This window comes from Terriglobia bacterium (genome assembly GCA_020073205.1).
Classification (GTDB): domain Bacteria; phylum Acidobacteriota; class Polarisedimenticolia; order Polarisedimenticolales; family JAIQFR01; genus JAIQFR01.
Map to the genome: position 1 here is coordinate 1 of JAIQFR010000056.1, position 26,895 is coordinate 26,895.

The window sequence follows — 26,895 nt, forward strand, 5'->3', positions numbered from 1 at the left end:
CTCGTAGTGCCGCCCCGACTCCGGCAGCCCCGACAGCTCCGTCACCGCCCCCAACGACAAAAGGAGCGACAGCAGCACCACCCCGCACGCCACCCAGGCCACCGCCCGCCGCGACATGAACCGGCCGAACAGGCCGTTCGCCGCGACGCCCAGGAGCGGAAGGACCGGAATCAGCCAGATCAGCTTCAGCATCGCCGCCCTACCACTTCAAGAGGTGGATCTCGTCGACGTTGAGGTTCTCCCGATTGCGGAACAGCGCAATGAGGATCGCGAGGCCGACCGCCGCCTCCCCCGCCGCCACCGCGATGACGAAGAGGGCGAAGACCTGGCCCGCCACGTCCGGCCGGGCCCAGGCGAAGGCGACCAGGTTGAGGTTCGCCGCGTTGAGCATCAGCTCGATGCTCATCAGGATCAGGATGGCGTTCCGGCGGAGGAGCACGCCGACGACGCCGACGGTGAAGAGCGCCAGGCTGAACAGCATCACGTGCTGGGGCTGCAGCATCGTCCGTCCTCCCCGGATCAGGCTTTGGAGCGGGCGAGGACGACGGCCCCCACCAGCGCGACGAGCAGGAGCACCGACACGGCCTCGAAGGGGAACAGGTAGTATCGGAACATCGCCTCGGCGACCGTCTCGAGGTTGCCGCCTTGCGCCGCGAGCGCGGCCCGGCCCGCCGCGCGAGCCGGACCGCCGTGGAGGAAGTGGAAGGACAGGACCGCGGCGACCAGGGCGGTCATCAGGATCGAGGCGGCCACGTGGACGGGACGCGATTCCCCACGGGGCGGCGACGCCGGGCGCTCGACGAGCATGATGACGAAGAGGAAGAGCACCATGATGCCGCCGGCGTACACCAGGAGCTGCACCGCGCCGAGGAGCTCCGCCCGGAGCAGGACGAACACCGCGGCGACCGCGAAGAAGGTCACGATCAAGTAGAGCGCGGAGTGGACCGGGTTCCTGCGGGTCACGACCATCACGGACGATGCCAGCGCCACCGCGGCCAGCATCACGAAAATGATCATCTGTCCGTCCATCGGCGGGCTCCTACTTCTTGAAGTCCTTGCGGTCGTGCCCCTCGTAGAGGACCCCCATGTCCGACATGAACTCGTACCGGCGGTACTTCGCCATCTCGTAGTCGTGGGACATGTAGATCGCGGTGATCGGCTTCGTCGGACACGGGTCGACGCAGAGGCCGCAGAGGCAGCACTTCTCGTAGTCGATGTAGAAGCTCTTGGCCTGCTTTCCCTTGCCGCCCTTCCGCTCCTCGGGGATGACGGTGATGCACCGATCGGGACAGGCCAGCGCGCACTGGTTGCAGCCGACGCACAGCTGCCCCTGCACGTCCGGGTGGTCGCGGAGGCGGGGAACGCCGCGGAAGCGTGGACGGAGCTCCGGCCGCTCCTTCGGGTACTCCTGGGTCACGTAGGGGCGGAACTGATGCTTGAAGGTAACCCACAGCCCGACGAAAAGCTCCACCAGCAGGAGCTTCCGGAGCAGGCTCTCCTTCGGTCTGACGAGGGCGCGCATGGCCTTGAACCTCGAAGTCCGGGGGGCGCCGAGGCGCTAGCCCCTGACGAGAAGCATCACGAGACCGGTGAGCATCACGTGCGCCAGGCCCAGCGGGATGAGCCACTTCCACCCAAGCCTCATCAGCTGGTCGTACCGGTAGCGCGGGAACGTGGCCCGGATCCAGAGGTACGTGAACAGCACGACGAACACCTTGAGGGCGAACCAGAGGAACCCCGTGAGCGCCGCTCCCGCCGCCCCCCAGAACGGGAGGACGTTGGACAGGGGAGCACGGAGCCCGGGGATGCCGAAGGTCACCGGGAGCCAGCCGCCGAGGAACAGCGTGGTGACGATGCACCCGACCAGGATCATGTTCATGTACTCGGCGAGGAAGAAGAACGCGAACTTCATCCCGGAGTACTCGGTGTGGAAGCCGGCCACCAGCTCGTTCTCGGCCTCGGGCAGGTCGAAAGGCGCCCGGTTGGTCTCCGCCACCGCCGAAACGAAATAGAGGAACAGGCCGACGATCTGCGGGTACGGGAGCCAGAATGCGAACCAGTACCCCGCCCGGGCCTGCGCCTCCACGATCTTCACCATGGAGGCGGATTCCGCGAGCATGAGCACCGAGATGACCGAGAGTCCGAGCGGGACCTCGTAGGACACCATCTGCGCCGCGGAGCGGAGCGCGCCGAGGAGCGGGTACTTCGAGTTCGAGGACCAGCCGGCCATCACGACGCCGTAGACCCCCAGGCTCGAGATGGCCAGGAGGAAGAGGAGGCCGACGTTGACGTCGCTGATCCAAGGGGTGATCTCGACGCCGGCGATCCGGACGGGCTGCCCCGAGAACGGGATCACCGCGAATGCCGCCATGGCCGGCAGCAGCATGATCACGGGAGCGAGGAGGAACACGAGGCGGTCCACGTGGGTGGGAGTGATGTCCTCCTTGAGGAAGAGCTTCAGCACGTCCGCGACCGGCTGGAGGGTGCCGTGCCAGCCCACCCGCATGGGGCCCAACCGGACCTGCATGAAGGCGACCACCTTGCGCTCGAGCAGCACGAGGTACATCACCACCATCAGCACCGCCGAGATGACCACGGCGATCTGGAGCACGGGGATCAGGAGCCACCTGAGCAGTGTTTCGTTCATGTCCTGCGAGCCCCGGGGGCCGTCCGGCCGGTGGCCGGCCGATCCCCGTCAGCGGTCCACGCACCCCAGCACGATGTCGAGGGTGCCGATCACGGCCACGATGTCGGCGACCAAGTGGCCCCGAACCAGGTCCGGGAGCGCCTGGAGGTTCACGAAGTTCGGCGACCGGAAACGGCAGCGGTACGCGTTCTCGCTGCCGTCGCTGATGAGGTAGACCCCCAGCTCTCCGCGTGGCCCCTCGTTGACGTGATAAACCTCTCCCTTGGGCGGCTTGATCCGGCGGGGGACCTTCCCGCGGATCTCGCCCTCGGGGAGCTTGTCGAACGCCTGGAGGACGATCCGCCGGCTCTGGCGCATCTCCTCCATCCGGCACAGGTACCTGTCGTAGGTGTCGCCGCGCTCGCCCAGCGGAACGTCGAACTCGAGATCCGCGTAGGCCTCGTAGGGGATCGCCCTGCGAACGTCGTAGTCGACCCCGCTCCCGCGAAGGCACGGACCGGTCATCCCCCAGTCGAGCGCGGTCGTGGCGTCGATCGCTCCGACCCCCCGCGTGCGTCCGAGCCAGATCCGGTTGGCGGTCAGGAGCGCGTGGTAATCGTCGAGCCTTGCCGGGAAGACCTCGCAGAACCGCCGGGCCTCCGCGATCCACCCCTCGGGGAAGTCCTCGGGCATCCCGCCGACTCGGAGCGCGTTGTAGGTCAGCCTCGCACCGCAGTAGGACTCGAAGAGGTCGAGGATCTGCTCCCGCTCGCGGAAGCAGTACATGTAGACCGTCATGGCCCCGATGTCGAGCGCGTGCGTCGCGAGCCAGACCAGGTGGCTCGCGATCCGCTGCATCTCGGCCAGGATGACCCTCATGTACTTCGCGCGGGGAGGAACCTCGACCCCGAGGAGCTTCTCCACCGCCTCGATGTAGACCAGGTTCTCGCTGTACGCGGCGCAGTAGTCCATTCGGTCCGTGTAGACCACCGCCTGCGGGTACGTCCGGTCCTCTCCCAGCTTCTCGCATCCCCGGTGCAGGTATCCGATGTACGGCGTGACCTCGAGGACCCTCTCGCCGTCCAGCCTCACCTTGAGGCGGAGCACCCCGTGCGTCGCGGGGTGCTGGGGCCCCATGTTGATCTCCATCTCGGTCGTGCCGAACATCGTTCGAGAGCCTCCGTCGTCTTCCGCGGGCGCCCGGCCGGGCTCCCGCGCCGCAGGATCAGCTTTCCCTGTACGTCCTGCCTTGGCCGTCGTCGGGACGCCGCCAGTACCCGTGGTCCTTCTCGCGTCCCTCGAGCGGAAAGTCCTTCCGGAGCGGGTGGGCGTCGAAATCCTCCGGCATCAGGATCCGTCGCGGATCGGGGTGCCCGGCGAATCGGATCCCGAGCATGTCGAACGCTTCGCGCTCGTGCCAGTTGGCGCCGCGCCAAACCTCGGTCACCGACGCGACCTCGCCATCCTCGACGACCGCGGCCTTGACCGTGAGCCGCTCCCGGTGCTCGATGCTGAACAGGTGGTAGACCGCGTCGAACCTGGGCCCGCCGGGCCGCAGCCGGATCATGTCCACGCCGCACAGGTCGGCGAGGAAGGTCATGCCGCAGTCCGGGTCATCTTTGAGGAACCGGCAGACGTCCAGGATGCGCTCGGGACGCACCCGCACGATCGGGACGCCGCAATGGAATGAAACCTCCTCCACCGCGTCGGGCAGGATCTCCTTCAGCCTTTCGAGGCTCCTGGAAGGCACGGCGGCGTCGAGCTTCGGCGCCGCCCCTCCGTCGGTCTTCTTAGGTGCAACCGGGGTGGCATCGCCGCCCGAGGGGGGCGTGGCCGGAGCGGCGGCTCCCGGCTTCGGGTCGTCCATGGCTCCCTCAGGCCGTCCGCGTTTTCGCGATGGTCATCCGGCCGATCTTGTCCTGGAGCACCATCAGTCCGTAAAGCAGCGCCTCTGGCCTCGGAGGACAGCCGGGGATGTACACGTCGACCGGGACGACCCGGTCCACCCCCTGGACGTGGCTGTAGGTCGGGAAGGGTCCGCCCGCGGTCGAGCAGATCCCCATGGAGATCACCCACTTGGGCTCGGGCATCTGGTCGTAGAGACGCCGTAGGATCGGAGCCATCTTCTCGGTGACGGAGCCCGCGACGATCATCAGGTCCGACTGCCTGGGAGACGCGCGGAAAACCTCCGAGCCGAACCGGGAGATGTCGAATCGCGAGGCCCCCGAGGCCATCATTTCGATGGCGCAGCAGGCCAGCCCGAAGGTGAGCGGCCAGAGGGAGTTCTTCCTCGCCCAATCGAACAGCGTATCGACCGTCGTGGTCAGGATGCCCGCTTCAAATCGGCCCTCGATCAGGCCCATTCGAGCGCTCCTTTCTTCCAGGCATAGGCGTAAGCCACGACGAGAACTAAGATGAAGACCGCCATCTCGACGAATCCGAAAAGACCGAGGTGACGATACCTGACCGCCCAGGGAAACAGGAAGACGGTTTCGACGTCGAAGATCAGGAAGAGGACCGCGATGACGTAGTACTGCACCGAGAACCTGCCCCAGACCTCCCCCTGGCTCTCGATCCCGCACTCGTACCGCTCGAGCTTCTCGGGCACCGGTCGGTCGGGCCGGATCAGCAGGGTGAAGGCGAAAACCGCCAGCGGGAAGGCCAGGGCGATCAGGATGAAGATGAGGATCGGAACGTAGGGCAGCGACGACATCGGGCGTTCCTCGCGTCGAAACCGACCCAAGACGTGCGAAAGGGCGCGTACCTTAGCATAGCGGTCCCGAAGGGTCAAGGAAGTGTAAGGATTGCCGATATTTCCGCGCGGGAGCGCCGGCGAGGGGTCAGGCGATGGCCCGCACGGTGAAGTGCACGATCGCGTCCCAGACCCGATTGGCGTACTCGAGCTGGACCGAGCCCGCCTGGATCTTCGAGATCTCGACACGCCCCGGCCCGTCGTGGAATGCCGTCAAGGCCTCGTCGAGATCCCCGAATCGCTCGATGAGCCGGCTCAGGTAGAAGGTCCCGAGTAGCACGTTGACGTCCGGGTCGAGCAGCATGTCGTCCGACAGCCAGGGGATCCCCAGATCGTCGGCGAGCTCCCGAGCGGTATCGGCGCGGAGCTGCATCAGCCCCATGGCCCCCCGGGGAGAGACCGCCATCGGGTCGAATTCGCTTTCGATCTCGATGATGGCCAGAACGGCGAGCGGGTCGATCCCGAACCGCCGCGCGTTTCGATCCACCGACCGGAGCAGGGCTTCGAGGTTCTTCCCCCGGATCGGGATCCGCATGGCCTCGAGGCGGGGTCGGACTCTCCCCGCCCAGTCGGCGGGCTTTGGATCGGCGGTGCTCGAAGCCGGAGTCGCCGAAGCGAGCGGCAGCTCTACGAACCGCGGCGCGGGATCCGACAGCGCCAGGAGCGCGACGACCACGGCGCCGAGAACCGAGGCGCCCGCCAAGAGTCGAACCGGGGTCAGCATGACGATGTGAGAGTACGGGGCGACTCCCCTTCTGTCAAATCCGACCTGGTCTGAATTATTATAATTACTTACTTCTGTTGGACTTACGTCTTGCTGGAGAGCGTTTCGGCGCTTCCTTGCCCGCCGGTCCGCCGGCGGCCTCGCTCGAGATCTGGAGGGTCACCTCCTGCCCGGTCTTGGAGAGACTGAAGACCCTCCCGGCCGCCACCATCCGGCGCTCCCCGGACGCCGGCGACTCGAGAGTCGTGCCGGGGAAGCGTCCCGTGAGGCTTCGCTCGATCCCGTACTCGAACTCCGCGGCCTCGTCGGCGGAGACCCAGCGACTCACCCAGACCGTGAGACCGTCCCGACCGACGGGCAACCCCTCGGGCTCGAATCGGAATAGCGCGTCCCCCGCCCAGCCGTCGCCGGCCATGAGACCGAGGTTGTCCTTGCCGGTGAGCGACGAGACCAGGACGACGATCCCCTCCTCTCCCAGGGCGTCACGGTCGGCGAGGACCCAGCCCTTCGGCGCCGGGGGCTCCGGGATCTGAACCGGCACGAGGGGCGCGCGGTCCGGGTGCAGGACATCTCGAGTGGTGCGCCGCCCGGCGGCCCCCCGGTCGAGCGCCCTGAAACCTCCTCGCTTGTACGAGCCGGCCGCCTGGGCGTATCCCTCACGAAAGACGAAGTCGAGCAAGAGCCCCTCGACGCCCGGGAGGAGGTCGAGCGACGCGGGGACCAGCGTTCCCCCCAGAAGTTGGCCCGGATCCAGCGCGCGTTCGATCACCTCGCTCTCTATGCCCAACCCGTCGAAGAGGTAAAGGACCGCGACGACGTTCGCTTCCCCTTCCGCCCATGCCGAGGCGGCAAGGGTGGCGTCGGTCGTACCGGCAATCGGATCGCCGCCGGTGCGGCCCCGCTCGAGCGCGTGCATCAGGACGTGCGCCAGCGCGGGCTCGTCCGGTCGGACACCGGTCGCAAGCAGTAGGGACGACGTGGAGTCCTCCCCTTCCTTCGGTGCGAGGTCCTCCGCGGGCAGGAGGGACGGGTCGACGAGAACGCGACGGCCGACGGCGTCGAAACCGATCCCGCGGAGGTCGTCGGCGAGAGCCTCGAGCAACTTCCGGGGAGCGTCCCCACCACCGAGGCCCAGGTCGGCCCACGCGCGGCCGCGAGCGACCAGGGTCGACACGGGAATCGCCGCCTCGACCCGCTTCGATGCCGCCTCCTTCCTCGCCGCCTCACCCGCCCTGACCGCGGGCGGAATCCCAGCGAAGCGAAGACCCCGGATCCTTTCCAACCGCTGTGCGGTATGCCGGGCCTCGTCGAGGAGGTCCATGTCGGCCCCCGGCGTCTCCGCCGGGGCTCCCGCGGGCGCGACGGCCGGCGGTTCGGGGGGAGAGGTCCCCCCGCCGGCTCCGGCGAGCGCCAGGGCACCGAGCAGAATCCCCGCGCATGGGATCACGGCAATGGCGGCTCCGAGAGAATCACCACGCGGTCTCCCTTCTTGAGGCTCTCCCGGCTCGCGGTCCCGCCCGCGAACTCGAGCACGTATGACGCGGACTCGGCCGGGGCGACCTCGGGACAGTCTCCCTCGGCAGGACAGGGCGGCCGGTTCCGCGCGACGTCGACGACCCTAAAGGTCGCGTCGAGCCACACGATGTCCAGCGGGACCCGGCAGTTCTTCATCCAGAAGGCGTGCCGGTCGGCTCGCTCGAAAATGAACAGCATCCCGTCCCGGGGTCCGACCCTCTCCCGTTCCATGTAGCCTCGCGCCCGGGAGGCTTCGTCCGCCGCGATCTCGAGCATGAACTCGGACCCCGAGGGAAGGACGGCAATCGCCGAACGGGGCAGGAGGGCAGCGAGGGCCCAGACGAACAGCAAGCCGGTCACGGGATCGCCTCCGGATTCCCCTTCACGAATCTTCCGTCCTCGACCTCGAGATCGGTGTTCTCCCGTTCGCCGCCTTCGGCGCCGTCCGCGCCCCGACAACGAAGCGTGTACCCGCCATCCGCTTTCGCCCGGTACTCGAGCGGCCGTCCCCACGGGTCGACCGGCGTCGACGCGAGGTACGCGGGAACGATCTCGCTCAACGAAGACGGTGAACGGCCGGTCGCCGCGCGGAAGCGCTCCAGGGCTCGCGCGACCTGGACGAGGAGATCGCCGGCCCGGCGGACCGGAAAGCGGCGAGACGCCTCGAGGAGTCCTCGGTAGAGAACCACGTCGGACTTCGCCCGTGCGGCGGCGCGGGATCCGGGGAACTCGGCGATGAGCCGATCGTACTTCTCGACGGCGCCCGCGAGGTCGCCACGCTCGACTCGCCGTGCCGCCTCGCGGTAGAGGCGGTCGGCTCGCTGCTCACGGCAGCCGACGAGGGACGGGAGCACGAGCGCGATGAGGCACGCCGCCGCGACGCGGCGAGCGCGGCCGTTGACAGCGGATGTCCATCGCCTCATAATCCGCCTTTCCACCGCGCAGCGAGTCGCGATGCGTGCGGCGGGTCCGAGCTAACTCTAGATGACCGTCATGTCGAGGGCAACCGAGATTCCCGAGCTCGTCCGGCGTCTCGGGAGCCGACGCGATTCGGTCGTGGTGGCGGCCAAGGCGCGGCTCTGCAACAAGGGAGCCCGGGCGGTCGACGCGCTCATCGACGCGCTCGAGGCGGACAACCCCCGGATCCGGGTCAACGCGATGCCGCTCCTCGCGCTGATCCAGGATCCCAGAAGCCGGGAGCCGCTCGTCGCGATGCTCCTCGATCGGGATGCGAGGGTTCGGGAGACCGCCGCGCGCTCGCTGGCTCGATATCCGTCGGCGTCGGTCGTTGCCGCGCTCGAGCGATCCGTGAAGAAGGAGAGGGTCCTGGACGTGCGTCTCGCCGCGGTCCAGGCGCTCCTCGAGCAGTACGCCGCCGGCCAGGAGCGGGCGATCGGGCAGGTGCTCGCGCTGCTGCTCGATCCCGGCGAGGAACCCCGGGTCCGGCTGGCCGCCTTCGCTCTGCTTCCGACGCTCAGGGTCTCCGCGCGGAGGAGCCTCTTGAAGCGGTTGGCGCAGGACTCGGTGCCGGCGGTGGCGCAGAAGGCGCGGGAGATCGAGGCCGAGGGCGCGCCCCACGTCGCCAGGGAGGCTTCGGCGATCCGCGGCCTCGTGGCCAGCCTGCGATCGGACGATTACTCGGTCTGGAACGAGGCGGTCCACCGCCTCGCCGCCTGCGGCTCCCCGGCGGTGAGCCCGCTCGTGACCGAGATGGAGCGGCGCGCCCACGACCCCGAGTTCTGCACGCGCGTCGGGATGGTGCTCAAGGCGCTGGGCCCGAGACGGGCGCGGGCGCTCGCCGACGCCTTCGACCGGGTCGAGGAGGCCCTGCCCCTTCAGATCCTCGTCGAGGTGGCCGGGGCGCTGGGCGAGAAGTCGCTGATCTACCGCCTCAAGGACGTGATCGACCGGATCGCGGCGGGGGTGCGCGCCGATCCCCAGACCAACGGCTTCGATCCGATGGGACGAGTCCGCGCGAAAGCGCACCTCGAGCTGGCCCGCGTCGGCAGCCGAGTCGCCGTGAGCGATCTTCGGTCGATCCTGAGGGATGCCACCCGGCGGCTGGATCCCGAGGTTCTGACCGCCGCGGAGCGCATCGGCACGCGGAGCGAGATCCCCGACCTGCTCCGAGCGTACGCCCGCGAGGACCGATTCATGCGGGAGCGCGTCGCGAGGACCCTGCGCGCGATCATGAAGCGTGAGCGAATACGGCGTCACAACGCGATGTTCCGTTCACTGACCGCGGAGCAGCGCCACGCGATGGAGGCGATCTTCCCGGCGCGGCCGCGACTCCGAGCGGCTGCACGGCGGACCGCGCCTCGTCGCTAGGGAGGTCCCGACCATGTCGAGAAAGCTCAACGTCCGGCGGCTCGAGATCGAGCGGGGCCAAAGGATCTTCTGCCGCGTGGACTACAACGTGCCGATCAAGGACGGGAAGGTGGGCGACGATACGAGGATCTCCGCCTCGCTGCCCACCCTCACGCTCCTGTCGGAGAGAGGCGCCCGCACGGTCCTGGCGTCGCACCTCGGCCGCCCCAAAGGGAAGGCGGCCCCCGAATTCTCGCTGAAGCCCGTCGCCGACCACCTCGCGGTCCTTCTCGGGAAGCCGGTGGCCTTCTCCTCTACCTGCATCGGTGACGACGCCGAGAGGGCCTCCCGCGAGATCGAGCCGGGCGGCTTTCTCGTGGTCGAGAACGTCCGATTCCACAAGGAGGAGGAGGCGAACGACGCCGCCTTCTCGGCGGCGCTCGCGCGCCTCGGCGACCTCTACGTGAACGACGCGTTCGGGTCGGCGCACCGCGCCCACGCCTCCACCGCGGGCGTGCCGGCGCTCTTGAAGCCCGCGGCGGCGGGGCTCCTCATGGAGGCGGAGCTCGAGCACCTGGGCCGCCTGCTCGAGAACCCGGAGTCCCCTTTCGTGGCGATCCTCGGCGGGGCGAAGGTCTCGGACAAGATCGAGCTGATCGAGAACCTGCTCCCGCACGTGGACCTGTTCCTCGTGGGCGGCGCCATGGCCTACACGTTTCTCAAGGCGTTCATGAGGCCGACCGGCCTCTCCCCCATCGAGGAGGACCGCACGACCCTCGCCAAAGCGCTGGTGCAGAGGGCTCGCGCCGCCGGCAAGGACTTCCTATTGCCGGTGGATCACGTGGTGACCGTGGGCGGCAAGGACGACGTGCACCACGTCACCGCGGGGGTCGACGTCGTCGGCGACGAGGCCGGCGTCGACATCGGCCCGAAGACGGCGGAGCTGTTCGCCTCGAGGATCGCCCAGGCTCGCACCGTGCTCTGGAACGGCCCCTTGGGCAAGTTCGAGACGGAGGCGTTCTCGCACGGGACTCGCAAGGTCGCCGAGGCGCTGGCCACCTCCGCCGCCGTCTCGGTGGTGGGAGGGGGCGATACCGCGTCGGCGGTGAAGAAATTCGGGCTGACCTCCCGCATGACCCACGTCTCCACCGGCGGGGGGGCGTCGCTCGAGTTCCTCTCGGGCCTCCCCCTGCCCGGCGTCGAGGCGCTGGACGACGCGTCATGACCGCGCCCGGGCGCACGCCTCTCGTCGTCGGCAACTGGAAGATGAACCTCAGCGAGGCCTGGGCCGTGGCCCTGCTGGACGACCTCCTCCCGAGGGTGGAATCCGAGCGATTCGTAGAGATCGCCGTGGCACCGGCGTTCCCGTGCCTCCGCGCGGTTGCCGACCGCCTCGCGGGCAGCCGCGTTCTGCTCGCCGCACAGAACCTGCACTGGGAGGACCGCGGCGCGTTCACCGGGGAGGTCTCCCCCCGCATGCTGGCGGAGATGGGAGTGCGGCTCGTGGTCGTCGGCCATTCCGAGCGTCGGATCCACTTCGGCGAGAACGACGAGAGGATCCAGCGCAAGGTCGCGGCCGCGCGGCGGCACGGCCTCGTTCCGATTCTCTGCGTCGGGGAGCAGGAGAAGGAACGGGACGAGGGGCGGACCCTTGCGGTCGTGGAGCGGCAGCTCCGACTCGGCCTGGGCAAGCTCGCCGTATCGGAGGGCTCGGAGGTGGTGATCGCCTACGAGCCGGTCTGGGCAATCGGGACGGGCCGGAGCGCCACGCCGCACCAGGCGCAGGAGGTTCACCGGATGATCCGCGAGCAGCTCGGGGGCATGTTCTCCGCCTCCGCCACGTCCCGGATCCGCATCCTCTACGGCGGATCGGTCACCGGCGCGAGCGCTCCTGAGCTCCTCCGTCTTCCCGAAGTGGACGGCGCGCTCGTCGGAGGGGCTTCGCTCGACGCGGCATCCTTCGCCGCGATCGTCGCCGCCGCGTCGTGACGGCGTCTCCCGCCGACGTCGACGGCCGCGCTTCTTGCGACGCCGCCGACGCGCGTGCTAGACTTCGCGGGTTCCTGGAAGCAGTTGACCAGGCGAGGCTTGCATGACGTACATCCTGCTCGGGATCCACATCATCGTCGCGGTGTTCCTGATTCTCGTGGTGCTCCTCCAGACGGGCAAGCGCGCCGACCTGGCGGGAGCGTTCGGCGGGGGCGGGAGCCAGACGGTGTTCGGCGCGCGCGGAGCCGCGACGTTCCTTTCGAAGGCGACGACGATCAGCGCGATCATCTTCATGCTGACCTCGCTGGCGCTGTCCGTGATGTCCTCCCCGTCGGAAGGGCGTGGGAAGTCGGTGCTTTCCGACGTGAAGCCAGCGCCGGCCGCGCCGGCCCAGCCCGGGCCGGCGAAGAAGTAGCGCCTCGACGGGTGCGAGCGGCCTACGTATAATCCGGCGCGCGGCCCCGCCGCGGATGATCGACCGGCTGCCGAAGTGGTGGAATTGGTAGACACACCATCTTGAGGGGGTGGCGCCGCGAGGCGTGGGGGTTCGAATCCCCCCTTCGGCACCAAGTCCGGCCGTCCCGTACGCGAGGTCGAGCGCTAGCCCGCCATTCGAAGGTTCTTCCGCCGCCTCGCCTGGTAGTGCTTCGAGCAGAGCCCCTGCGCGACGTGCGGCCGCGCGCACCCCCGAACGTTGCAGCGCCGATTCGACCGGGGCCTTCCGACGCGGCGTGCGCCGCCCGGGCGGCGTCCCGTCTCGACGCGGCGCGCAAGCCGCGCGATATGTCGCTCGATCCGTCGGAGCTGCTCACGCTCGGGAATCTGACGCTGCACCCGATCGACCACCTTGCGAGCGATCGCGTCGACCAGCTGCCTGAGCGCCGCGCCCAGGCTCGTCGAGCGGACCGCCGGGTCGCGCCGTCGTGCCATCCTCCACCCCCCTCCATCGACCCCGAGCTTCATCCCTTCGCGCAAGACGTCCCTGTTCGATAAGGGTCGACGTGAGGTCATACTAGTGGGCGGCGGCGGTCGGTGTAAAGGACTTCATGACGGCGCGGTCCACCCCGGACGCGCCATCACCACTCGCTGTACTTGGTGCCGTCCAGCGCGACGCCCGGCGAGAGGCTGTACACGTCGTACACGTTTTCCTCTCCCCAGCTGTCGCTGTCCCAATCGTCCTGGTAGGAGCGCAATCCCCATTCGGCCTGCCCCGTCATCGGATCGATCGGAATTCGGGTGAGGAACTTGATGGTCTTCGGGGTCGGCGAGTTGGGGTCCCCGACGTCGACGCCCTTCACCAGCTCGTCGAGGCTCCGGGGATAGTGCTCCTGGGCCACGTCGGTCTGCTGGATCAGCCCGAGCTCGGAGTACTTGTGATACTGATCGATCGCGTCGCGCATGATCTGAAGCTCGCCGCGCAGATGGGTTTCCAAGCGGCGTTTCTCGTCCCATCGCATGACCGGGATCGCCGCGGCCGCGAGGATCATCAGCACGGCGAGCGCCGTCAACAGCTCGACGAACGTGAGCCCCGCCTGCCGGCGCCCGGCTACGGCCGCTTCCCTGTCGCCCGACACATCCACGCTTCCGTCACCTCGACTCGATGAGCCATACGGAACTCGAGCGGTCCGCGTCTAGTGCGCGAAGAGACCCCGGGCTTCGATCGGGGCGGCTCAAACTCCCGATCGACGCGACCTGCCGAAGACGCGGCGAAGCCAGCCCTTGAAACCCCGCGTGTGAAGGGGGCAGTCGTCGACGGGCTCGGTCCCCTCCGCGAACACTTCCTCGACCCGCGTGGGACACCCTGCAACCGCGAGCCCGCCGCTTTCGGGATCCACGTCGACCCGGACGATCCCCTCCGGCTCCGGGAACGGGGCGTCGGTGAACCGGCCGCCGCGGCGGAGCAGGTCCACCCAGATCGGGAGGGCCCCTGAAGCGCCGGTCAATCCCGTCCGCGTGTTGTCGTCGTATCCGACCCAGACCAGGGCCAGGATGTCCGGGGTGAATCCGACGAACCATGCGTCCCGTGTGTCGTCCGTGGTGCCGGTCTTGCCCGCGGCGTTGCCTCGGAAGCCGAGGGACGCCGCCGACGCCGCGGTCCCCCGGACGAGAACGCCCCGCATCATGTCCGTCACCAGCCAGGCCGCCTGTGGCGTCACCACCTGCACCGCGGCCCGTTTTCGCTGCTCCAGCAACTCGCCGTCCCTCGTGACGACCTCGCCCAGAATCCGAGTCTCGGCCCGATCGCCGCCGTTCGCGAGCACGCCGAACGCCCCCGCGAGATCCAGGGGAGAGACCTCCTGGGCCCCCAGCGCGATCGAGGGGTAGGGCTCGAGACCGTGGAGACCGCAGCGCTCCGAGGTCCGCACCACGTCCTTCAGCCCCACGCGAAGGGCCGCGCGGACGGTCGGCACGTTGAGGGAATGCTCGAGAGCGTCCCGCGCCGTGACCGGTCCGCGGAACTTACCGTCGTAGTTCGAAGGACTCCACACGCGCCCGCCCGCGGAGATCTCGAGCGGGCTGTCGTCGAGGATGGTCGCCGGCGTCAGGCCGCCCTCGCGCCCCTGGATCGCGGCCTCGAAGCCGGTCAGGTAGACGAACGGCTTGAAACAGGAGCCGGTCTGCCGGCGAGCCTGGACGGCGCGGTTGAACTGGCTCCCGCCGTAATCCCGCCCGCCCACCAGCGCGAGAACGGCCCCGGTCGAGGGGCGCAGGACGAGCGCGCATCCCTCGAGCCTCCGGCCGGTCTCCCTCGAGCGGGCGTGCCGCTCCCGGTCGAGCCGCTCGAGCCCGTCCCGCAGCGCCTCCTGCGCCGCCTCTTGAAGGGTCGTATCCAGCGTGGTGTAGATCCTTAGCCCCTCGCGGGCCAGCTGCGCCGGCGTGTAGAACTCCGCGAGCTGGGCGCGGACCAGATCGACGACGTACGGCGCGCGGGAATGTCCCTCCTTCCCGCTGGCGAGGCGCAGGGGCTCCGAGCGCGCCTTCTCGACCTCGGCCCCGCGGATCTGTCCTTCCTCCGCCATCGCCCTGAGCACCTGGTCGCGTCGCGCCACCGTCTGGTCCGCGTGTGCGAACGGGTTGTATCCGCCCGGATTCCGGATGAGGCCCGCGAGGATCGCGCACTCCCCGAGCGTGAGGTCGGCGAGATCCTTGCCGAAGTAGAAGCGCGAGGCCGACTCGACGCCGCAGACGGCCACGGAGCCCCGCTGGCCGAGATAGACCTCGTTCAGATAGACCTCGAGGATACGGTCCTTCGAGTACCTGGCGTCGAGCACCATCGCCAGGAGCGCCTCGTGCAGCTTCCTCCACCACGTTCGCTCCTGGCCCAGGTAGAGGTTCTTCACGGTCTGCTGCGTGATGGTGCTCCCCCCCTGCACGATGCGGGCGCTCCTGACGTCCGCGAACGCGGCGCGTACGATCGCGATGGGATCGACACCGTGGTGCGAGTAGTAGCGGGAGTCCTCGGCCGCGAGAACCGCCTGGACGAGCCGCTTGGGGACCGCGTCCAGGCGAACGACCTCACGCTCTTCCTGCTGCGGTCCGGAGAGGAGCGCCAGGAGTTCCGGCTCGATCTCGATCCTCTGAAGCGACCGGCCCCCGGCCCCCTCCAGCGACGCGACGACCCCCCCTGAGATGCGCAGGACGACCCGGCGAGGCGGCGTCTCGCCCCAGGGCCCCGTCGACGCCCTCAGGTTCACGTCGAGCCGGTCGCCGCGCCGGCGATACTGGCCGGGGCTCGCCGGAGGACCCTCGACGCGAGCGTAGCCGCAGCGGTCGAGGCGCCTCGCGATGATGTCGGGGGACGCGGACGAGCCCGGGGCGAGCAGGAGGCGGTCCGAGTACACCCGCGACGGAAAATCCCAGAGCCGCCCTTCGAAGCGCCGACCGACCTGGACCCACAGGTAGAGCCACGCGGCGGCAAGCGGAACGAGAACGACGACCGCCGCGGCCGCCGCGCGCCGGAGGACGCGCCCGCGGGAGGTTCGCCGTCGTCGGCCCCCCTCCTCACGGACTCCCGCGCGATCGCGACGCGGCGGCCGGTCGGGGCGTTTCATCGCCCTGAAGCGCCCGAAGGGAGCAGGGGGCGCGCGGCCAGCGGGAGGTACGCCCCGGCCCTCCCGGGTCGGGCGCTCCTACTTCCTCAGGCTCTCCTTGAGCGGCTTACCGGCCTTGAACGCCGGCGCGCGGGTGGCGGGGAGATCGAGGGTCTGCCCCGTGTGGGGGTTCCGCCCGGAGCGCGCTTTCCTGGAGCGAGCCTCGAACGTCCCGAATCCGCTGATGGCCACCTTTCCTCCCGCGACCATTTCCGCGACGATGAGCCCTACGGCGGGGTCGGGATCGAAGAGGGCGTCCACGCAAACCCGTGCGTCGCGGGCCGAAAGCCCCGTCTTCGCGCTCAGCTTCTCGACGAGCTCGGCTTTGTTCACGGCGTCCTCCTCTCGACTAGGATACGACCTTCATTTCCTTGAGCGAAGAGCGCACGACGAAGACGCGGATGTTGTTGTCCTGTTCGTCGAGCGGGAAGAAGTGGAATCCGGGCCCGGCATCGGAGGCTTCCCCGAGAAACCCCCACATCGTCTCGCCATCCGTGAACGTCAGGATCGTCCGCCGCCCCGATCGCTGCGCCTCGTCGAACTGCTGGCGGGCGACGAAGTCCCTGTTCCCGATGTAGTCCTTCACGTAGAACAGGGCCTTCATGCCCTCGACCGCGACCCGTCGGGGCACGCCACCCCCTTCGGCCGGGAGCACGTGGAATGCGGGGGACGCCGGGTCGAAATCCTGCGTGACCCCCTTGTGGACCGTCCCGTCCTTCATGTGGACGACGATCTTGTTCTCCATGCGGCCCTCCCCGGGCCCGATGAGACCCGGCCGCGCGAATCCTAACCCCGGAACGCCTCCGGGAGCAAACCCGAGGTTTCCTCCCCTCTGGCGACCCGCGGCGGTTCTTGACCGGTCGCCCGCGGGAACCTAGCTTTTCGAGAGGAGGGACCGCCCATGATCGACGCCACCCAAGAGCGAAGCCCCGCGTCCGCGGACGTCCTGGTGCGGCCGATCACCGGGAGCATTCCTTGGAGCCAGGTCGTGTTCCGGAGGCGCCGGTTCCTGGTCAACCGCAGGTACCAGCTGCGCGTCACGTCCATCACCATGGGAACGGCGTTCGTTCTGCTGCTGCTGCTGAACTTCGCCCTGTTCGCCCTGAACCAGAAGAGCTCGCTGACCGCGATCCGGGTGGCACCGGAGCTCAAATCGTACTTCGCGGCCCAGGACCGGTTCCAGGTCGGTCTCATCCTGATCGGTTCGCTGGCATTCCTGGGGGGTGGCTTCCTGCTCGGGATTCTCGAGACCCACCGGACCGCCGGCGCGTCGTTCAACGTGTGCCGGTGCCTGCAGGAGCTGCGGGACGGCCGCTACGCGATCAGGATGCGTCTGCGCCGCGGCGACAACCTGAAGGAGATCGAGCTGGCCTTCAACGAGATGGCGGCGACGCTCCACGAGCGGACCGTGCGGGATGCGGCGCTCCTGGAGGATCTCGCGAACCGCATGGAGGAGATGGACGCTCCCGGCGTGGCGGCCTTGGCGCTCGAGGTGAAGAAGCTCGTCGTGGAAAAGCGCCGGCTCGCCGAATAGCCTCGATCCGGCCCTTCGAAACGCGGTGGCCGATCACGAGCGCCGGGGCGTGGACTCGCCTCCCGGGCGAACCTTCCGCGACGAGCCGCCCGCTCCACTCCGCAACATGGCGCGGAGCGCCGCGAAGAACCCGACGATCATCGCGGCCAGCGGGATCGAGAGCATCAGGAACGCCGCGACCCTCATCGCCGGCGCGCTCCCAGACCCGGATCCGGAACTCCCGCCTCGCGAAATCCCTTCGCTCTCAGGAGGCACGCGTCGCACCGGCCGCACGGCACCCGCCCCGGGGCCGGGTCGTAGCACGACCAGGTGAGAGAGAGGTCGACGTGAAGCTCGAGGGCTCGGCGGACGATCTCGCCCTTGCCCATCCGAAGGAGCGGCGCGTGGACGACGAAGCGCTCGCCCTCGCTCCCCGCCTTGGTGGCGACGCTCGCCAGGGTCTCGAACGCTTCGAGGAACGCGGCCCGGCAATCGGGATAGCCGCTGTAGTCCACCGCGGTCGCGCCGATGAAGAGATCCCTCGCCCCGAGCACCTCGGCCCAGGCCAGCGCGAGCGATAGCAGCACGGTGTTGCGCGCCGGGACGTAGGTCGACGGGACGCCTGCGCCGATCGCCTCTTCCGCCCGTGCCTTCGGGACGGGTATCGAGGGATCGGTCAGGGCCGATCCACCCGCGAACGCCAGATCGACCGACGTGACCCGGTGGGACGCCGCCCCCTCGGACCGCGCCACCGCCGCCGCGCTCTCGATCTCGATCTCGTGCCGCTGACCGTACCGGACGGTCAGCGCGTGAGCCTCGAAGCCCCGCCGGACCGCCTCCGCGAGGGTCGTCGCGGAGTCCAGCCCCCCCGAGAGGAGCACGACCGCACGGCGCATCACACGCCTCGCTCCACCCCCGGCCAGAGCACCTTGTGGAGCTGGATCTGCACGCGGACGGGAAGCGCATCCTCGAGGACCCACCGCGCGAGTTCGCCGGGCTCGATCTCGCCGTGAGCCGGTGAGAACAGGACCGTCCCGCGGTCCGCGAGGCCTCGGCGGCGCACCTGTCCCGCCGCCCATACATAGTCTTCGCGTCCGGCAATCACGAACTTGACCTCGTCCACGGGTCTCAGGCTCTCGAGGTTCTCCCATCGGTTCGATTCGGCCTCCCCGCTGCCGGGACACTTCACGTCGAGGATTCGGATCACGCCATCGGGCACCCCCTCGATGGGAAGGCTCCCTCCGGTCTCGAGCAGGACGCGCCGACCACGACGGAGAAGCTCCGCCATCAGGGGCAAGGCGTCGGCCTGGAACAGCGGCTCCCCCCCCGTCACTTCGACCAGAGGGCAACCGTAGCGCTCGACCTCCGCCACCACTTCCGCCACGGTCATCGCGCGGCCACCGTGAAAGGCGTACGCGCTGTCGCACCAGCGGCAGCGCAGGTTGCAGCCGGCGAGGCGGACGAAGACGCAGGGAAGCCCGGCGTGCGTCGACTCCCCCTGGATCGAGTGGAAGATCTCGCTGATGCGAAGCACGTCGCTCATTCTACATGGTCGGTCGCCGTCACGGAGGACCGACACTGACGCTCCCTGTCACCCTCGGCTCCAAATTTGAGCAGTACGGAGCGCCAGTCCCCGCGCGACGTCCGATTCCCGCTCCGCATCTCGTTGCCGGATCTGAGCTTCGAGTGTCAGTGACCCGGCGGCTGCTGGGGAACGGACATTGCATGTTCCGCAGGTGCACCATGGCAGGTCGCCGGGGACAGATGCGCCCGGTGGCGAGGGTGACGTGGCGGACCCGTTCAGCCTCTCGGAATGGTCGGTGGTCCTGATCGCGGCAGCCGCAGCCTCCGTCGTCGGATTCCTGCTGGGCCGGAGAGCGTTGGGCGAGATCCAGCGGGCCGCACAGCGCCTCACGGCGGAGATCGCCCGCCTCGAGGGACAGTCCCGCGAGCAGACCCGTCTCGCCTCGAAGATGAGGAACGAGCAGCGCTCCCTGACGAATCTGTCCCGCTCCCTGCCGGGACTCGTTCGCGAGCTGAACAACTCCTATCTCGACCCCAACGACATCCCGAAGCACCTCTTCGACCTGACCGAGAAGATCTTCGAGCCGCAGCAGATGCTGCTGTTCCTCGTGCGCTCCCCCGGCGAGGAGGTGGCGAACCTCCAGGAGATCTATCTAAGGGATCAGCGGGGCCTGGGCGAGATTCCCGCAACCGCCACTCGCGTCCGGATCGGCGAGGGGAAGATCGGCTGGGTCGCGGAGAACAAGGTCGAGATGATGGGCGAGGACTGGTTGAATCTCTCGCGCACCGACGGGAGGAACGTCGAGGGCAACCATCCCGCGTTCCGGCTCAGCCTGGTCGGCCCACTGGTGCATCACGGCGAGAACCAGGACTACCTGATCGGCGTCCTGTGCGTCGGCGACCCCGCGATCAGGCCCAGGGACGAGAAACTCGTCCTCCAAATGATCACGAACCTCGGGTCCATCGCCTACCGCAACGTCAGGAACGTGCGGGCCCTGCGGGAGCAGGCGAATCACGACGGGCTCACCGGGCTCGTGAACAAGCGACATTTCATGAAGTCGCTCGGGATCCTGATCGATGCCGCCGGTCGCCGCGCGCAGCCGCTCGCCGTGTTCATGTTCGACATCGACCATTTCAAGAGATACAACGATTCCAACGGCCATCAGGCCGGCGACGAGATCCTGCGGGGGGTCGCGGACGTCCTTCGCCGAAGCCTCCGACCGCAGGACCTGGCCGGCCGCTACGGCGGAGAGGAGTTCATCGTCGCCATGCCGCTCACCGACGGAACGCAGGCTTTCCAGGCGGCGGAGCGGATCCGCGACGCGATCGCGACCCATCCCTTCGCGCACCGCGAGACGCAGCCGGACGGGGTGCTCAGCATCAGCGGCGGCGTCGCGGTATTCCCGGTGGACGGCCAGAACAGCACCGACCTGATCCGGCACGCCGATCAGGCGCTCTACAAGGCCAAGGCCGACGGCAGGAACCGCGTGGCGCGCCACAAGGGGTTCGACATCGGCGACGCCGACGTCGACGCGCTCGGGTCCCGGCCGGAGCCGACCGCTCGCAGGAGTCCCGCGGGGCGTCCCGCCCGATGAGCGTGTCCAGAGCCGAGGACGCGCTCCCCCGGGACGGAGCGCAGGGTTCGGTCCTCCCGGTGCTTCCGGACCTGTTCGAGAGGATCGGGGATTCTCTCGCGGAGCGGGGCCGGCTCGGCATCCTCTCCATCACCGTCCTCGAGCGCAACGTGGTGGATTGCACTGGCGGCTGGCACGCGTACGACCGCGTGGTCCGGACCATCGCACGATTCCTGGACCGCTACCGCGCCCGTCGACTGCGCCGGGACGATCGCGTCTTCGAGCCCAGCCTGAGCGGCAATGCGTTCGTGCTGGTCCTCGGACCGCCACGCGCCGGACGGCCGGTCTCGGCGGAAGATCTCGCCGGAGTCCGGGAGAGGCTGCGGCGCGGGCTCAGGTTCCACCTCGGCCGGAGCCTCCCCCGCGACGTGCTCGACCGGTTCTCCTGCTACGTGGGCGGCGCGCTCATGACGAACGACCCGGGCATTCGTCTCGACCGGATCGTCTACCGCAGCCTCGACGAAGCGTTCGCGGACGCGCTGGCCGAAAAGGCGGTCGAAGATCGGGGGCTCACCGACGAGCTCTCGCGGATCCTGAGGCTCGGACTCGTCCGAACGGTCTACCAGCCCGTGGTCGACGTGAGCGCGCGGCGGATCATCGGCTACGAGGCGTTGAGCCGAGTGCCCCGGGTCCGGTTCGACAGCGTGGACCTCCTGTTCAAGGCGGCCCACGACCACGACACGCTCTTCACCCTCGAGCGTCTCTGCCGGCTCCGCGCGATCGAGAGGGTGCCGGGCATCGCGGCCGACCAGGTGCTCTTCCTGAACGTCGAGCCCGACGGGCTCCACGATCCGGAGTTCACCGACGGCACGTTCCTGCGGCGGCTCGGCGACGCGGGCCTCGCCCCAAGCCAGATCGTACTGGAGATCACCGAGCACACTCGCGTCCGCGATTTCACCGCATTCCGGCGCACCCTGGGCCAACTCCGCTCGAGCGGCTTGAGGCTCGCGATGGACGACGTCGGCTCCGGCTACGCGGGACTGCAGTCCATCGCCGAGATCGCTCCCGAGTTCATCAAAGTCGACATGACGCTCGTCCGAGACCTCGACGCGAGCACGATCAAGCGGGAGCTGATCACGACGATCCGTCGCTTCGCCGATGCCACGGGGATCGGCGTGGTGGCGGAGGGGGTCGAGCGCGTCGGCGAACTCGTCTCGCTCATGGAGACGGGCGTCCGGTGCGCGCAGGGCTACCTCTTCGCCCGCCCCGACTCGCCACCGCGCCACCCCGACTGGGACTCCCTCGGCCTCGGCGACTGACCCGCCTCCTCGACCCCGCTTCGTGGTACGATGCGCTTGAGGCACCTCCGTGGAGCATCCGGTCCCGGAATCGACCCGAGGCGCGAGCCTTCGCGTCACGCTGGCCGGCGATGGGCGGCCCGGTCCGATCGAGGAACGCATCGGCCGAAGGCTGGTCCGTTTGCTCGACCCCTCATCCGACGAAGGAATCGCGTTGCTCCGGTCGAGGTGCGTGGAGTTGATCGGCCCCGAGGGTGAGCCGCTCGGATTCCTCAGCCCCGAGGAGGCATCGTGCCTCCTCCGCGCCAGGCTGGAGCGGCGTCTCACCGATCCCGGAGCCGACGCGGCGGCTCTGCGCGAGGGCCTCGCGCGACTCGACGCGTGGTCCGAGCGGCTCGGCCGCTCGTGAGCGCCGGCTCACTCCAACCCGGTCTTGAGCGATTTCTTGATCGCCTCCACGATGAAATTCTGCATGGAGGGCTGCTGGTTTCGCACGGCGGCGTAGACGAGGCACGGCAGCTTGAGTGAGATCTGGATTCCGTTCTCGTCCAGCGCGTCGAGCCAGCGGACGAACTCGTCCCATGACTTGAACGACTTCGCCTCGATGGCTCCCTTCCTGTACAGCTCGATCAGCGTGATCTCGTCCTTGAGCTTGAAGAGAACATCCGACTCGCCGTAATCCGCGAAGTCGCTGTACGCGAAGAACTTCACTTCTCCGGCGATCTGGTCCTTCCCCTTGATCGAGATCTCCGGATCCTTGTTGCACCGCATCATGATGTAGTCCTCCTTGCCCTTGAAGTAAAAGGCAAGGATCGGATCGGTGCGCGGGTTGTTGTCGGACGGGGTCTTGAGGGCCCTGTAAACCCTTCTCGCCACGTCGGCATTCGTTCTATACATTCGTTGACTCCACCCCTGTTGGTTCCCGCCGTTCGAATAGGTTGACTATACGATGGAGCATAGAACAACTCAAGCAGAATCTCTGGGGCGACCGACAACACCGTTCGGATAGGCGGCCGGAAGGTCATCCTGCCGCACCTTCCCCAAATCCGGTTCTGGATCCGCCCCCCCCGCCGCCCCCCTAGATTCAATTAATTAAGTAGAACGTGATACTGCGGGCTTTGCCTTCTCCCATTTCGGAACCTATGTTCTCGCTTGTCGGCACGCGGCATGGGATCGGAACCGTCAGGACGAATTCGAATCGGCACCAGGGAGGGCTACGCCCGCATGTGGCGCTCCGGAGGGCGTTCGCATTGACGGGTCCCCGTGGGGTACCGGGCGCGTCCGGGTCGTTCATCGTCGCGGTGAGTGTCGCGGGCGCCGCGGCCGCCGTGGCGGCGATGCTCGTCCGCCCGCCAGCCTTGGACGCCCACGCGCTCCTCTTCGTGGGACTCGCGGTGGCTGCGGGTTGGGTCCGCGTACCGCTCCCCGTCGGCGGCAGCCTCTCGCCCGCATTCGCGTTCGTTTCCGCGACCCTGATGACATTCGGTCTCGGCGCGTCGGCCGCAGCGAGCGTCCTGTCGGCGGTCGCGACATCGCTTCTGCCCGGCAGAAGCCAACAGAGACCCCCGGCACACCGGATCGCGTTCAATGCCGGCGTCGTCGGCATCTCCTCGACGGTCTCGGGAGTGATCTACCTGGCTCTCGGGGGCCCGGTGGGGGCGGTGGACCCACTGCGCGACATCGTGCCGATCCTGGCGTCTTCGGCAGCGTTTTCCTCATTGAACCTCGGCCTGATCTCCCTCGCCATCCACCTCTCCGGCGAAGAGCACGCCGGATCCTCGCTGCGGGCCAACTACATCTGGTCCGTCCCCTCGTTCTTGGCCGGGTCCTCCCTGGCGGTGCTCCTGACCCTCTTCATCCAGCGGGGACACTTCGGATCCTTCCTCCTCGCGACGCCGTTCGTCTACCTCATGCACCTCGCTTACCGGGCGCGCTCGCGGCAGGCGGAGGAGGAGAAGCGGCACTCGCAACAGTCGGCCGAGCACTACCGCGCAGTGACCGAGGCGCTGGCCCTCGCGATCGAGGCCAAGGATGAGAACACCGAGGATCACCTCCGGCGGGTGCAGCACTTCAGCCTGGGGATCGGACGCGCCATCGGGCTTTCGGGTCCGCAGATGGAGGCGCTCAAGGCGGCCTCGCTGCTCCACGACGTCGGCAAGATCGCCGTTCCCGAGTACATCCTCACCAAGCCCGGACGGTTGACCCCCGAAGAGTTCGAGAAGATGAAGATCCACCCCCGCGTCGGGGCGGACATCCTATCGGTGGTGCCCTTCCCCTACCCGCTGGCGCCGATCGTCCGGCATCACCACGAGCGATGGGACGGAACGGGGTACCCGGACGGGCTCGCCGGCGAGGACATCCCGGTGGGCGCCCGGGTCCTCTCGGTCGCGGATTGCTACGACGCGCTGACGTCGGATCGCCCGTACCGCAAGGCTCTGCCGGCCTCGGAGGCGATCGCCTTCCTCGAGCGCGAACGCGGAAAGATGTTCGACCCGTCGGTGGTCGAGGCGTTCCTTCCGGCCCTCCCCTCCCTCGAGGCCGCCTCCCGCGCCGTGACCGCGGCGTCGGCCGCGCCGCCTGGGCCAGGTTCACGCGCGGACGGGGTGCTCGCCGAAAGGCACGCCTCGCCCATCGCCGCCGCGTCCAGCCGATCCCGAATCTACGACGAGATCACCTCGTCGCAGCGAGAACAGCGCGCTCTCTACGACATCGCCCGCACGGTCGGCCACCACCTTGGGCTCGACGAGAGCCTGACCCTGCTGTCCGCGAAGATCGCGCACCTGGTCCCGTATCGGGCCCTGGTCGTGTACCTCTACAACGACGATCGCCGGCGGCTCGTGGCCCAGTTCGCGACCGGGCAGGCCGCTGCGCGGCTCAAGGAGGTCGAGATCCCCGTCGGAGAGCGGCTCTCCGGCTGGGCGGCGCTCCACCGTCGTGCTTACATTGGGAGAAGCCATGATCGCCCGCTCGAGCGGGACGGGTCGCGGTCGGACCTGGAGGACCTCTCCTTCGACCCCGAAGTGTCCGAACTCCGCTCGTCGTTGGTCGCGCCTCTGGCGACGGGATTCGAGGACGTCGGAGTCCTCGCGCTCTACCACGGGGCCAGCTTCGCCTATGGCCCGGACCACCTCCGACTGCTACAGGCCGTCGGCGGGTACGTCGCGCAGGCGATCGAGAATGCCCGCCGCCTGTCCGAGACGCGCCCCGAGAGCCTCACCGACCCGCTCACGGGTATTCCCAACTCGAGGTTCTTCTACATCGAGGCCGGGTGCAGGATCGACCGCGCCGCCGAAGTCGGCTCTGGCCTCGGGATCGTCGCATTCCGCGTCACGGCGCTCGAGGAGGTCCAACGCACTCTCGGCCCCACCGCGGCGGCCCGGATTCTCGGACAGGCCGCGCGCCGGCTCGCGGCGCTGACGAGGGTCGGAGAGACCTTGGTGCGGTTCGGGGGCGACCTGTTCCTCGTGCTGACGCACGAGCACCAGCCCAGACAGCTCGCGGAGAGAGCGCAGGAGATGCTCGAGCAGGTTCAGGCGGATCCGATCGATGCGCGATTCGGCATCGCCCAGGCCGTTCACCTTCTCGCGACGCATGCGTCGTTCCCCACCGACGGAGCCACGACCGAGCAGATCCTGGACGCGATCGAGAGCCGCCTGCAGGCCGACGGCCTTTCCGTTGGAGGTTCTCACCCGATCCCGGGGGTTGAGAACCCGCTCGCGACTTCGAAGCGCAATTTCGCGTAGCCCTCGTTTTGTTCGGCTCGTCCAACCTCTCCCCCTCCCGGCCGTCGCAGTCTGAGACATCGCCGTCCGAGCGTGCGAATCAACATTCAAATCACTTAATATCAGTAACATAGCGACGCAATCCCTCGCGTTTCATCTCATGTTGAGACGCCGCCGGCCGGACGTTCATCGAGACGTCATCGCCTCGACACGACGCAACTAGAACATTCCAATGATCTTATGGAGGCGGTGCCGCGCGTCCTCGCGCGGGCGTCTTTCTTGCTTTTCGTCTCTCCCCGCAAGGATCCAAAGCGTTTCGAGATTAAGGGGGGGACGAAGATGAGAACGCGATCGAGAGAGAAGGCGGCGAAGGCAGTGCTCGCGACCCTGGTCGTGATGGCGCTGGCAACCGCATCGCTCGCAGCGCCAGGGCATGCGAAGGTCGCTCCCGACCTCGCGTCGGTCCGTGGTGGCGACGTCCGCGTGATCGTCACCTACGGCGCGAAGGTGAAGGAATCGGATCTTCCTGACCTGATGGGTCACGGCTCGAAGGTCCACCGGAAGCTCGCGGGGATCCACGCGGTATCGGCGTGGATGTCCTCGAGGGAGATCGCACGTCTCGCGAGCGATCCACGCGTGCTGGCGATATCGCCGGACCGTCAGGTCGTGAGCTCCATGGACATCGCGGTTCCCTCGATCGGCGCGGACCGGATCACCAGGGTCCTGAACTACACGGGGCGCGGAGTCACGGTCGCATTGGTGGACTCTGGAATCGCTGCGTCGGACGCGATCGAGCGTGCCAGGATCCTCACCAGCGTCGACTTCACCAGCTCGACGCCGCGGGACACGGACGCGTTCGGCCACGGGACGCACGTGGCGGGGATCATCGGCGGATCCGGCACGAACGGAGCGGTGGGTGGCGTCGCGCCCGGCGTGACCTTCGTTTCGCTCAAGGTTCTCGACGGGCAGGGCACGGGTTACGTCAGCAACGTAATCGAGGCGATCGACTGGGCCATCGCGCAGCGCGCGCGGTATGGGATCCGGGTGCTCAATCTCTCCCTCGGCCACGCACCGATGGAGAGCTACCGGACCGATCCTCTTGCCCGAGCAGTGGAGCGGGCGTGGGCCGCGGGGCTCGTGGTGGTCGTGTCCGCCTCGGCGGCCTTTTCCAGAGCCGCTGTTTCGCGAGAAGCTAGTTCCCGTTGCCATCGATTCCAGGGCTCGAGCTTGTGGCGTGCGCGCAGCGCGTCGAAGAGAACG

The 26,895-nt window shown here is 68.4% G+C and carries 32 protein-coding genes and 1 tRNA gene; 11 read left to right on the top strand and 22 right to left on the bottom strand.

The features are described 5' to 3' along the window. The 13 genes from LAO51_12455 to LAO51_12515 form a co-directional block, all read right to left on the bottom strand. Positions 1 to 192: NADH-quinone oxidoreductase subunit L (locus LAO51_12455; GenBank protein MBZ5639549.1), on the bottom strand; the 192-nt coding region annotated here is incomplete at its 3' end. Between the two features lie 7 nt (positions 193 to 199). After that, positions 200 to 499, bottom strand: coding sequence for an NADH-quinone oxidoreductase subunit NuoK (gene nuoK / locus LAO51_12460; GenBank protein MBZ5639550.1), 300 nt, complete (start codon positions 497 to 499; stop codon positions 200 to 202). 20 nt (positions 500 to 519) lie between these two features. Continuing rightward, positions 520 to 1,029, bottom strand: a complete 510-nt coding sequence (locus LAO51_12465; GenBank protein MBZ5639551.1) for an NADH-quinone oxidoreductase subunit J — start codon at positions 1,027 to 1,029, stop codon at positions 520 to 522. Positions 1,030 to 1,039: 10 nt separating this feature from the next. After that, positions 1,040 to 1,522 (bottom strand): NADH-quinone oxidoreductase subunit I, encoded by a 483-nt coding sequence (locus tag LAO51_12470; protein ID MBZ5639552.1) that lies wholly within the window; start codon positions 1,520 to 1,522, stop codon positions 1,040 to 1,042. Between the two features lie 36 nt (positions 1,523 to 1,558). Beyond that, entirely contained in the window at positions 1,559 to 2,647 is a 1,089-nt protein-coding gene (gene nuoH / locus LAO51_12475; GenBank protein MBZ5639553.1) for an NADH-quinone oxidoreductase subunit NuoH, read from the bottom strand. Positions 2,648 to 2,695: 48 nt separating this feature from the next. Further along, a complete protein-coding gene (locus tag LAO51_12480; GenBank protein MBZ5639554.1) occupies positions 2,696 to 3,793 on the bottom strand; it encodes an NADH-quinone oxidoreductase subunit D in 1,098 nt (365 codons plus the stop codon). 58 nt (positions 3,794 to 3,851) lie between these two features. Next, positions 3,852 to 4,493, bottom strand: coding sequence for an NADH-quinone oxidoreductase subunit C (locus LAO51_12485; protein ID MBZ5639555.1), 642 nt, complete (start codon positions 4,491 to 4,493; stop codon positions 3,852 to 3,854). A 7-nt stretch (positions 4,494 to 4,500) separates the two neighbouring features. Next, entirely contained in the window at positions 4,501 to 4,989 is a 489-nt protein-coding gene (locus LAO51_12490; protein ID MBZ5639556.1) for an NADH-quinone oxidoreductase subunit B, read from the bottom strand. Next, the gene (gene ndhC / locus LAO51_12495; protein MBZ5639557.1) at positions 4,980 to 5,339 is read right to left on the bottom strand and encodes an NADH-quinone oxidoreductase subunit A; all 360 of its coding nucleotides are present in this window, start codon (positions 5,337 to 5,339) and stop codon (positions 4,980 to 4,982) included. The genes LAO51_12490 and ndhC overlap by 10 nt, the downstream gene beginning before the upstream one ends. 127 nt (positions 5,340 to 5,466) lie before the next feature. After that, complete coding sequence (locus tag LAO51_12500; protein ID MBZ5639558.1) at positions 5,467 to 6,102, bottom strand: lytic transglycosylase domain-containing protein; 636 nt, start codon at positions 6,100 to 6,102, stop codon at positions 5,467 to 5,469. Positions 6,103 to 6,166: 64 nt separating this feature from the next. After that, the gene (locus LAO51_12505) at positions 6,167 to 7,549 is read right to left on the bottom strand and encodes a hypothetical protein (protein ID MBZ5639559.1); all 1,383 of its coding nucleotides are present in this window, start codon (positions 7,547 to 7,549) and stop codon (positions 6,167 to 6,169) included. Further along, positions 7,546 to 7,977, bottom strand: coding sequence for a DUF192 domain-containing protein (locus tag LAO51_12510; GenBank protein MBZ5639560.1), 432 nt, complete (start codon positions 7,975 to 7,977; stop codon positions 7,546 to 7,548). Before LAO51_12510 ends, LAO51_12505 begins: the two co-directional genes overlap by 4 nt. Continuing rightward, positions 7,974 to 8,540, bottom strand: coding sequence for a type II secretion system protein GspG (locus tag LAO51_12515; GenBank protein ID MBZ5639561.1), 567 nt, complete (start codon positions 8,538 to 8,540; stop codon positions 7,974 to 7,976). Before LAO51_12515 ends, LAO51_12510 begins: the two co-directional genes overlap by 4 nt. Before the next feature lie 70 nt (positions 8,541 to 8,610). Here LAO51_12515 and LAO51_12520 point away from each other — a divergent pair, with 70 nt between their 5' ends. From LAO51_12520 to LAO51_12540, 5 genes are all read left to right on the top strand, one after another. Further along, entirely contained in the window at positions 8,611 to 9,945 is a 1,335-nt protein-coding gene (locus LAO51_12520; protein ID MBZ5639562.1) for a HEAT repeat domain-containing protein, read from the top strand. 13 nt (positions 9,946 to 9,958) lie between these two features. Next, entirely contained in the window at positions 9,959 to 11,149 is a 1,191-nt protein-coding gene (locus LAO51_12525; GenBank protein ID MBZ5639563.1) for a phosphoglycerate kinase, read from the top strand. Continuing rightward, the gene (gene tpiA / locus LAO51_12530) at positions 11,146 to 11,913 is read left to right on the top strand and encodes a triose-phosphate isomerase (GenBank protein MBZ5639564.1); all 768 of its coding nucleotides are present in this window, start codon (positions 11,146 to 11,148) and stop codon (positions 11,911 to 11,913) included. Before LAO51_12525 ends, tpiA begins: the two co-directional genes overlap by 4 nt. 103 nt (positions 11,914 to 12,016) lie before the next feature. Further along, positions 12,017 to 12,328, top strand: a complete 312-nt coding sequence (gene secG / locus LAO51_12535; protein ID MBZ5639565.1) for a preprotein translocase subunit SecG — start codon at positions 12,017 to 12,019, stop codon at positions 12,326 to 12,328. Positions 12,329 to 12,397: 69 nt separating this feature from the next. Beyond that, a tRNA-Leu gene (locus tag LAO51_12540) sits at positions 12,398 to 12,482 on the top strand. A 31-nt stretch (positions 12,483 to 12,513) separates the two neighbouring features. Here LAO51_12540 and LAO51_12545 read toward each other — a convergent pair. From LAO51_12545 to LAO51_12565, 5 genes are all read right to left on the bottom strand, one after another. Continuing rightward, positions 12,514 to 12,843 (bottom strand): hypothetical protein, encoded by a 330-nt coding sequence (locus tag LAO51_12545; protein MBZ5639566.1) that lies wholly within the window; start codon positions 12,841 to 12,843, stop codon positions 12,514 to 12,516. Positions 12,844 to 12,989: 146 nt separating this feature from the next. Beyond that, positions 12,990 to 13,493 carry a type II secretion system GspH family protein gene (locus LAO51_12550; GenBank protein MBZ5639567.1) on the bottom strand — a complete coding sequence of 168 codons (504 nt, stop codon included), beginning with the start codon at positions 13,491 to 13,493 and terminating at the stop codon, positions 12,990 to 12,992. Between the two features lie 90 nt (positions 13,494 to 13,583). After that, the gene (locus LAO51_12555; GenBank protein MBZ5639568.1) at positions 13,584 to 15,965 is read right to left on the bottom strand and encodes a PBP1A family penicillin-binding protein; all 2,382 of its coding nucleotides are present in this window, start codon (positions 15,963 to 15,965) and stop codon (positions 13,584 to 13,586) included. Positions 15,966 to 16,043: 78 nt separating this feature from the next. Next, positions 16,044 to 16,337 carry an HU family DNA-binding protein gene (locus tag LAO51_12560; protein ID MBZ5639569.1) on the bottom strand — a complete coding sequence of 98 codons (294 nt, stop codon included), beginning with the start codon at positions 16,335 to 16,337 and terminating at the stop codon, positions 16,044 to 16,046. Positions 16,338 to 16,353: 16 nt separating this feature from the next. Further along, positions 16,354 to 16,749, bottom strand: coding sequence for a hypothetical protein (locus LAO51_12565; protein ID MBZ5639570.1), 396 nt, complete (start codon positions 16,747 to 16,749; stop codon positions 16,354 to 16,356). Positions 16,750 to 16,905: 156 nt separating this feature from the next. On the opposite strand from LAO51_12565, the gene LAO51_12570 reads away from it, so the two are divergent. Next, positions 16,906 to 17,538 carry a hypothetical protein gene (locus LAO51_12570; GenBank protein MBZ5639571.1) on the top strand — a complete coding sequence of 211 codons (633 nt, stop codon included), beginning with the start codon at positions 16,906 to 16,908 and terminating at the stop codon, positions 17,536 to 17,538. Between the two features lie 33 nt (positions 17,539 to 17,571). Here the strand turns inward: LAO51_12570 and LAO51_12575 are convergent, their stop codons facing one another. From LAO51_12575 to LAO51_12585, 3 genes are read right to left on the bottom strand one after another with little or no spacing between them, the layout of a single operon-like run. Next, on the bottom strand, positions 17,572 to 17,724 hold the full coding sequence (locus LAO51_12575) for a hypothetical protein (GenBank protein ID MBZ5639572.1): 153 nt from the start codon (positions 17,722 to 17,724) through the stop codon (positions 17,572 to 17,574). Continuing rightward, positions 17,721 to 18,413, bottom strand: coding sequence for a 7-cyano-7-deazaguanine synthase QueC (queC, locus tag LAO51_12580; GenBank protein ID MBZ5639573.1), 693 nt, complete (start codon positions 18,411 to 18,413; stop codon positions 17,721 to 17,723). The genes LAO51_12575 and queC overlap by 4 nt, the downstream gene beginning before the upstream one ends. Further along, entirely contained in the window at positions 18,413 to 19,060 is a 648-nt protein-coding gene (locus tag LAO51_12585; protein ID MBZ5639574.1) for a radical SAM protein, read from the bottom strand. The genes queC and LAO51_12585 overlap by 1 nt, the downstream gene beginning before the upstream one ends. A 244-nt stretch (positions 19,061 to 19,304) precedes the next feature. Here LAO51_12585 and LAO51_12590 point away from each other — a divergent pair, with 244 nt between their 5' ends. Genes LAO51_12590 through LAO51_12600 form a run of 3 tightly spaced genes read left to right on the top strand, consistent with a single transcriptional unit; the run spans position 19,305 to position 22,322 of the window. Then, positions 19,305 to 20,636 (top strand): GGDEF domain-containing protein, encoded by a 1,332-nt coding sequence (locus LAO51_12590; GenBank protein ID MBZ5639575.1) that lies wholly within the window; start codon positions 19,305 to 19,307, stop codon positions 20,634 to 20,636. Next, the gene (locus LAO51_12595) at positions 20,633 to 21,934 is read left to right on the top strand and encodes an EAL domain-containing protein (GenBank protein ID MBZ5639576.1); all 1,302 of its coding nucleotides are present in this window, start codon (positions 20,633 to 20,635) and stop codon (positions 21,932 to 21,934) included. Before LAO51_12590 ends, LAO51_12595 begins: the two co-directional genes overlap by 4 nt. A 49-nt stretch (positions 21,935 to 21,983) precedes the next feature. After that, entirely contained in the window at positions 21,984 to 22,322 is a 339-nt protein-coding gene (locus LAO51_12600) for a hypothetical protein (protein MBZ5639577.1), read from the top strand. An 8-nt stretch (positions 22,323 to 22,330) separates the two neighbouring features. Here the strand turns inward: LAO51_12600 and LAO51_12605 are convergent, their stop codons facing one another. Continuing rightward, positions 22,331 to 22,810, bottom strand: coding sequence for a hypothetical protein (locus tag LAO51_12605; GenBank protein MBZ5639578.1), 480 nt, complete (start codon positions 22,808 to 22,810; stop codon positions 22,331 to 22,333). 353 nt (positions 22,811 to 23,163) lie between these two features. Between LAO51_12605 and LAO51_12610 the strand changes: the two genes are divergently transcribed. Beyond that, complete coding sequence (locus LAO51_12610; GenBank protein ID MBZ5639579.1) at positions 23,164 to 25,656, top strand: HD domain-containing protein; 2,493 nt, start codon at positions 23,164 to 23,166, stop codon at positions 25,654 to 25,656. Positions 25,657 to 25,974: 318 nt separating this feature from the next. Further along, on the top strand, positions 25,975 to 26,895 hold a 921-nt coding region (locus LAO51_12615; GenBank protein MBZ5639580.1), incomplete at its 3' end, for a S8 family serine peptidase.

Bases quoted from the DNA above. Each gene is read 5' to 3' on its own strand.
- LAO51_12465 (MBZ5639551.1), bottom strand. From the start codon at position 1,029: ATGGACGGACAGATGATCATTTTCGTGATGCTGGCCGCGGTGGCGCTG.
- LAO51_12470 (MBZ5639552.1), bottom strand. From the start codon at position 1,522: ATGCGCGCCCTCGTCAGACCGAAGGAGAGCCTGCTCCGGAAGCTCCTG.
- nuoH (MBZ5639553.1), bottom strand. From the start codon at position 2,647: ATGAACGAAACACTGCTCAGGTGGCTCCTGATCCCCGTGCTCCAGATC.
- LAO51_12480 (MBZ5639554.1), bottom strand. From the start codon at position 3,793: ATGTTCGGCACGACCGAGATGGAGATCAACATGGGGCCCCAGCACCCC.
- LAO51_12485 (MBZ5639555.1), bottom strand. From the start codon at position 4,493: ATGGACGACCCGAAGCCGGGAGCCGCCGCTCCGGCCACGCCCCCCTCG.
- LAO51_12490 (MBZ5639556.1), bottom strand. From the start codon at position 4,989: ATGGGCCTGATCGAGGGCCGATTTGAAGCGGGCATCCTGACCACGACG.
- ndhC (MBZ5639557.1), bottom strand. From the start codon at position 5,339: ATGTCGTCGCTGCCCTACGTTCCGATCCTCATCTTCATCCTGATCGCC.
- LAO51_12500 (MBZ5639558.1), bottom strand. From the start codon at position 6,102: ATGCTGACCCCGGTTCGACTCTTGGCGGGCGCCTCGGTTCTCGGCGCC.
- LAO51_12515 (MBZ5639561.1), bottom strand. From the start codon at position 8,540: ATGAGGCGATGGACATCCGCTGTCAACGGCCGCGCTCGCCGCGTCGCG.
- LAO51_12520 (MBZ5639562.1), top strand. From the start codon at position 8,611: ATGTCGAGGGCAACCGAGATTCCCGAGCTCGTCCGGCGTCTCGGGAGC.
- LAO51_12525 (MBZ5639563.1), top strand. From the start codon at position 9,959: ATGTCGAGAAAGCTCAACGTCCGGCGGCTCGAGATCGAGCGGGGCCAA.
- tpiA (MBZ5639564.1), top strand. From the start codon at position 11,146: ATGACCGCGCCCGGGCGCACGCCTCTCGTCGTCGGCAACTGGAAGATG.
- secG (MBZ5639565.1), top strand. From the start codon at position 12,017: ATGACGTACATCCTGCTCGGGATCCACATCATCGTCGCGGTGTTCCTG.
- LAO51_12545 (MBZ5639566.1), bottom strand. From the start codon at position 12,843: ATGGCACGACGGCGCGACCCGGCGGTCCGCTCGACGAGCCTGGGCGCG.
- LAO51_12555 (MBZ5639568.1), bottom strand. From the start codon at position 15,965: ATGAAACGCCCCGACCGGCCGCCGCGTCGCGATCGCGCGGGAGTCCGT.
- LAO51_12565 (MBZ5639570.1), bottom strand. From the start codon at position 16,749: ATGGAGAACAAGATCGTCGTCCACATGAAGGACGGGACGGTCCACAAG.
- LAO51_12570 (MBZ5639571.1), top strand. From the start codon at position 16,906: ATGATCGACGCCACCCAAGAGCGAAGCCCCGCGTCCGCGGACGTCCTG.
- LAO51_12575 (MBZ5639572.1), bottom strand. From the start codon at position 17,724: ATGAGGGTCGCGGCGTTCCTGATGCTCTCGATCCCGCTGGCCGCGATG.
- queC (MBZ5639573.1), bottom strand. From the start codon at position 18,413: ATGCGCCGTGCGGTCGTGCTCCTCTCGGGGGGGCTGGACTCCGCGACG.
- LAO51_12585 (MBZ5639574.1), bottom strand. From the start codon at position 19,060: ATGAGCGACGTGCTTCGCATCAGCGAGATCTTCCACTCGATCCAGGGG.
- LAO51_12595 (MBZ5639576.1), top strand. From the start codon at position 20,633: ATGAGCGTGTCCAGAGCCGAGGACGCGCTCCCCCGGGACGGAGCGCAG.
- LAO51_12605 (MBZ5639578.1), bottom strand. From the start codon at position 22,810: ATGTATAGAACGAATGCCGACGTGGCGAGAAGGGTTTACAGGGCCCTC.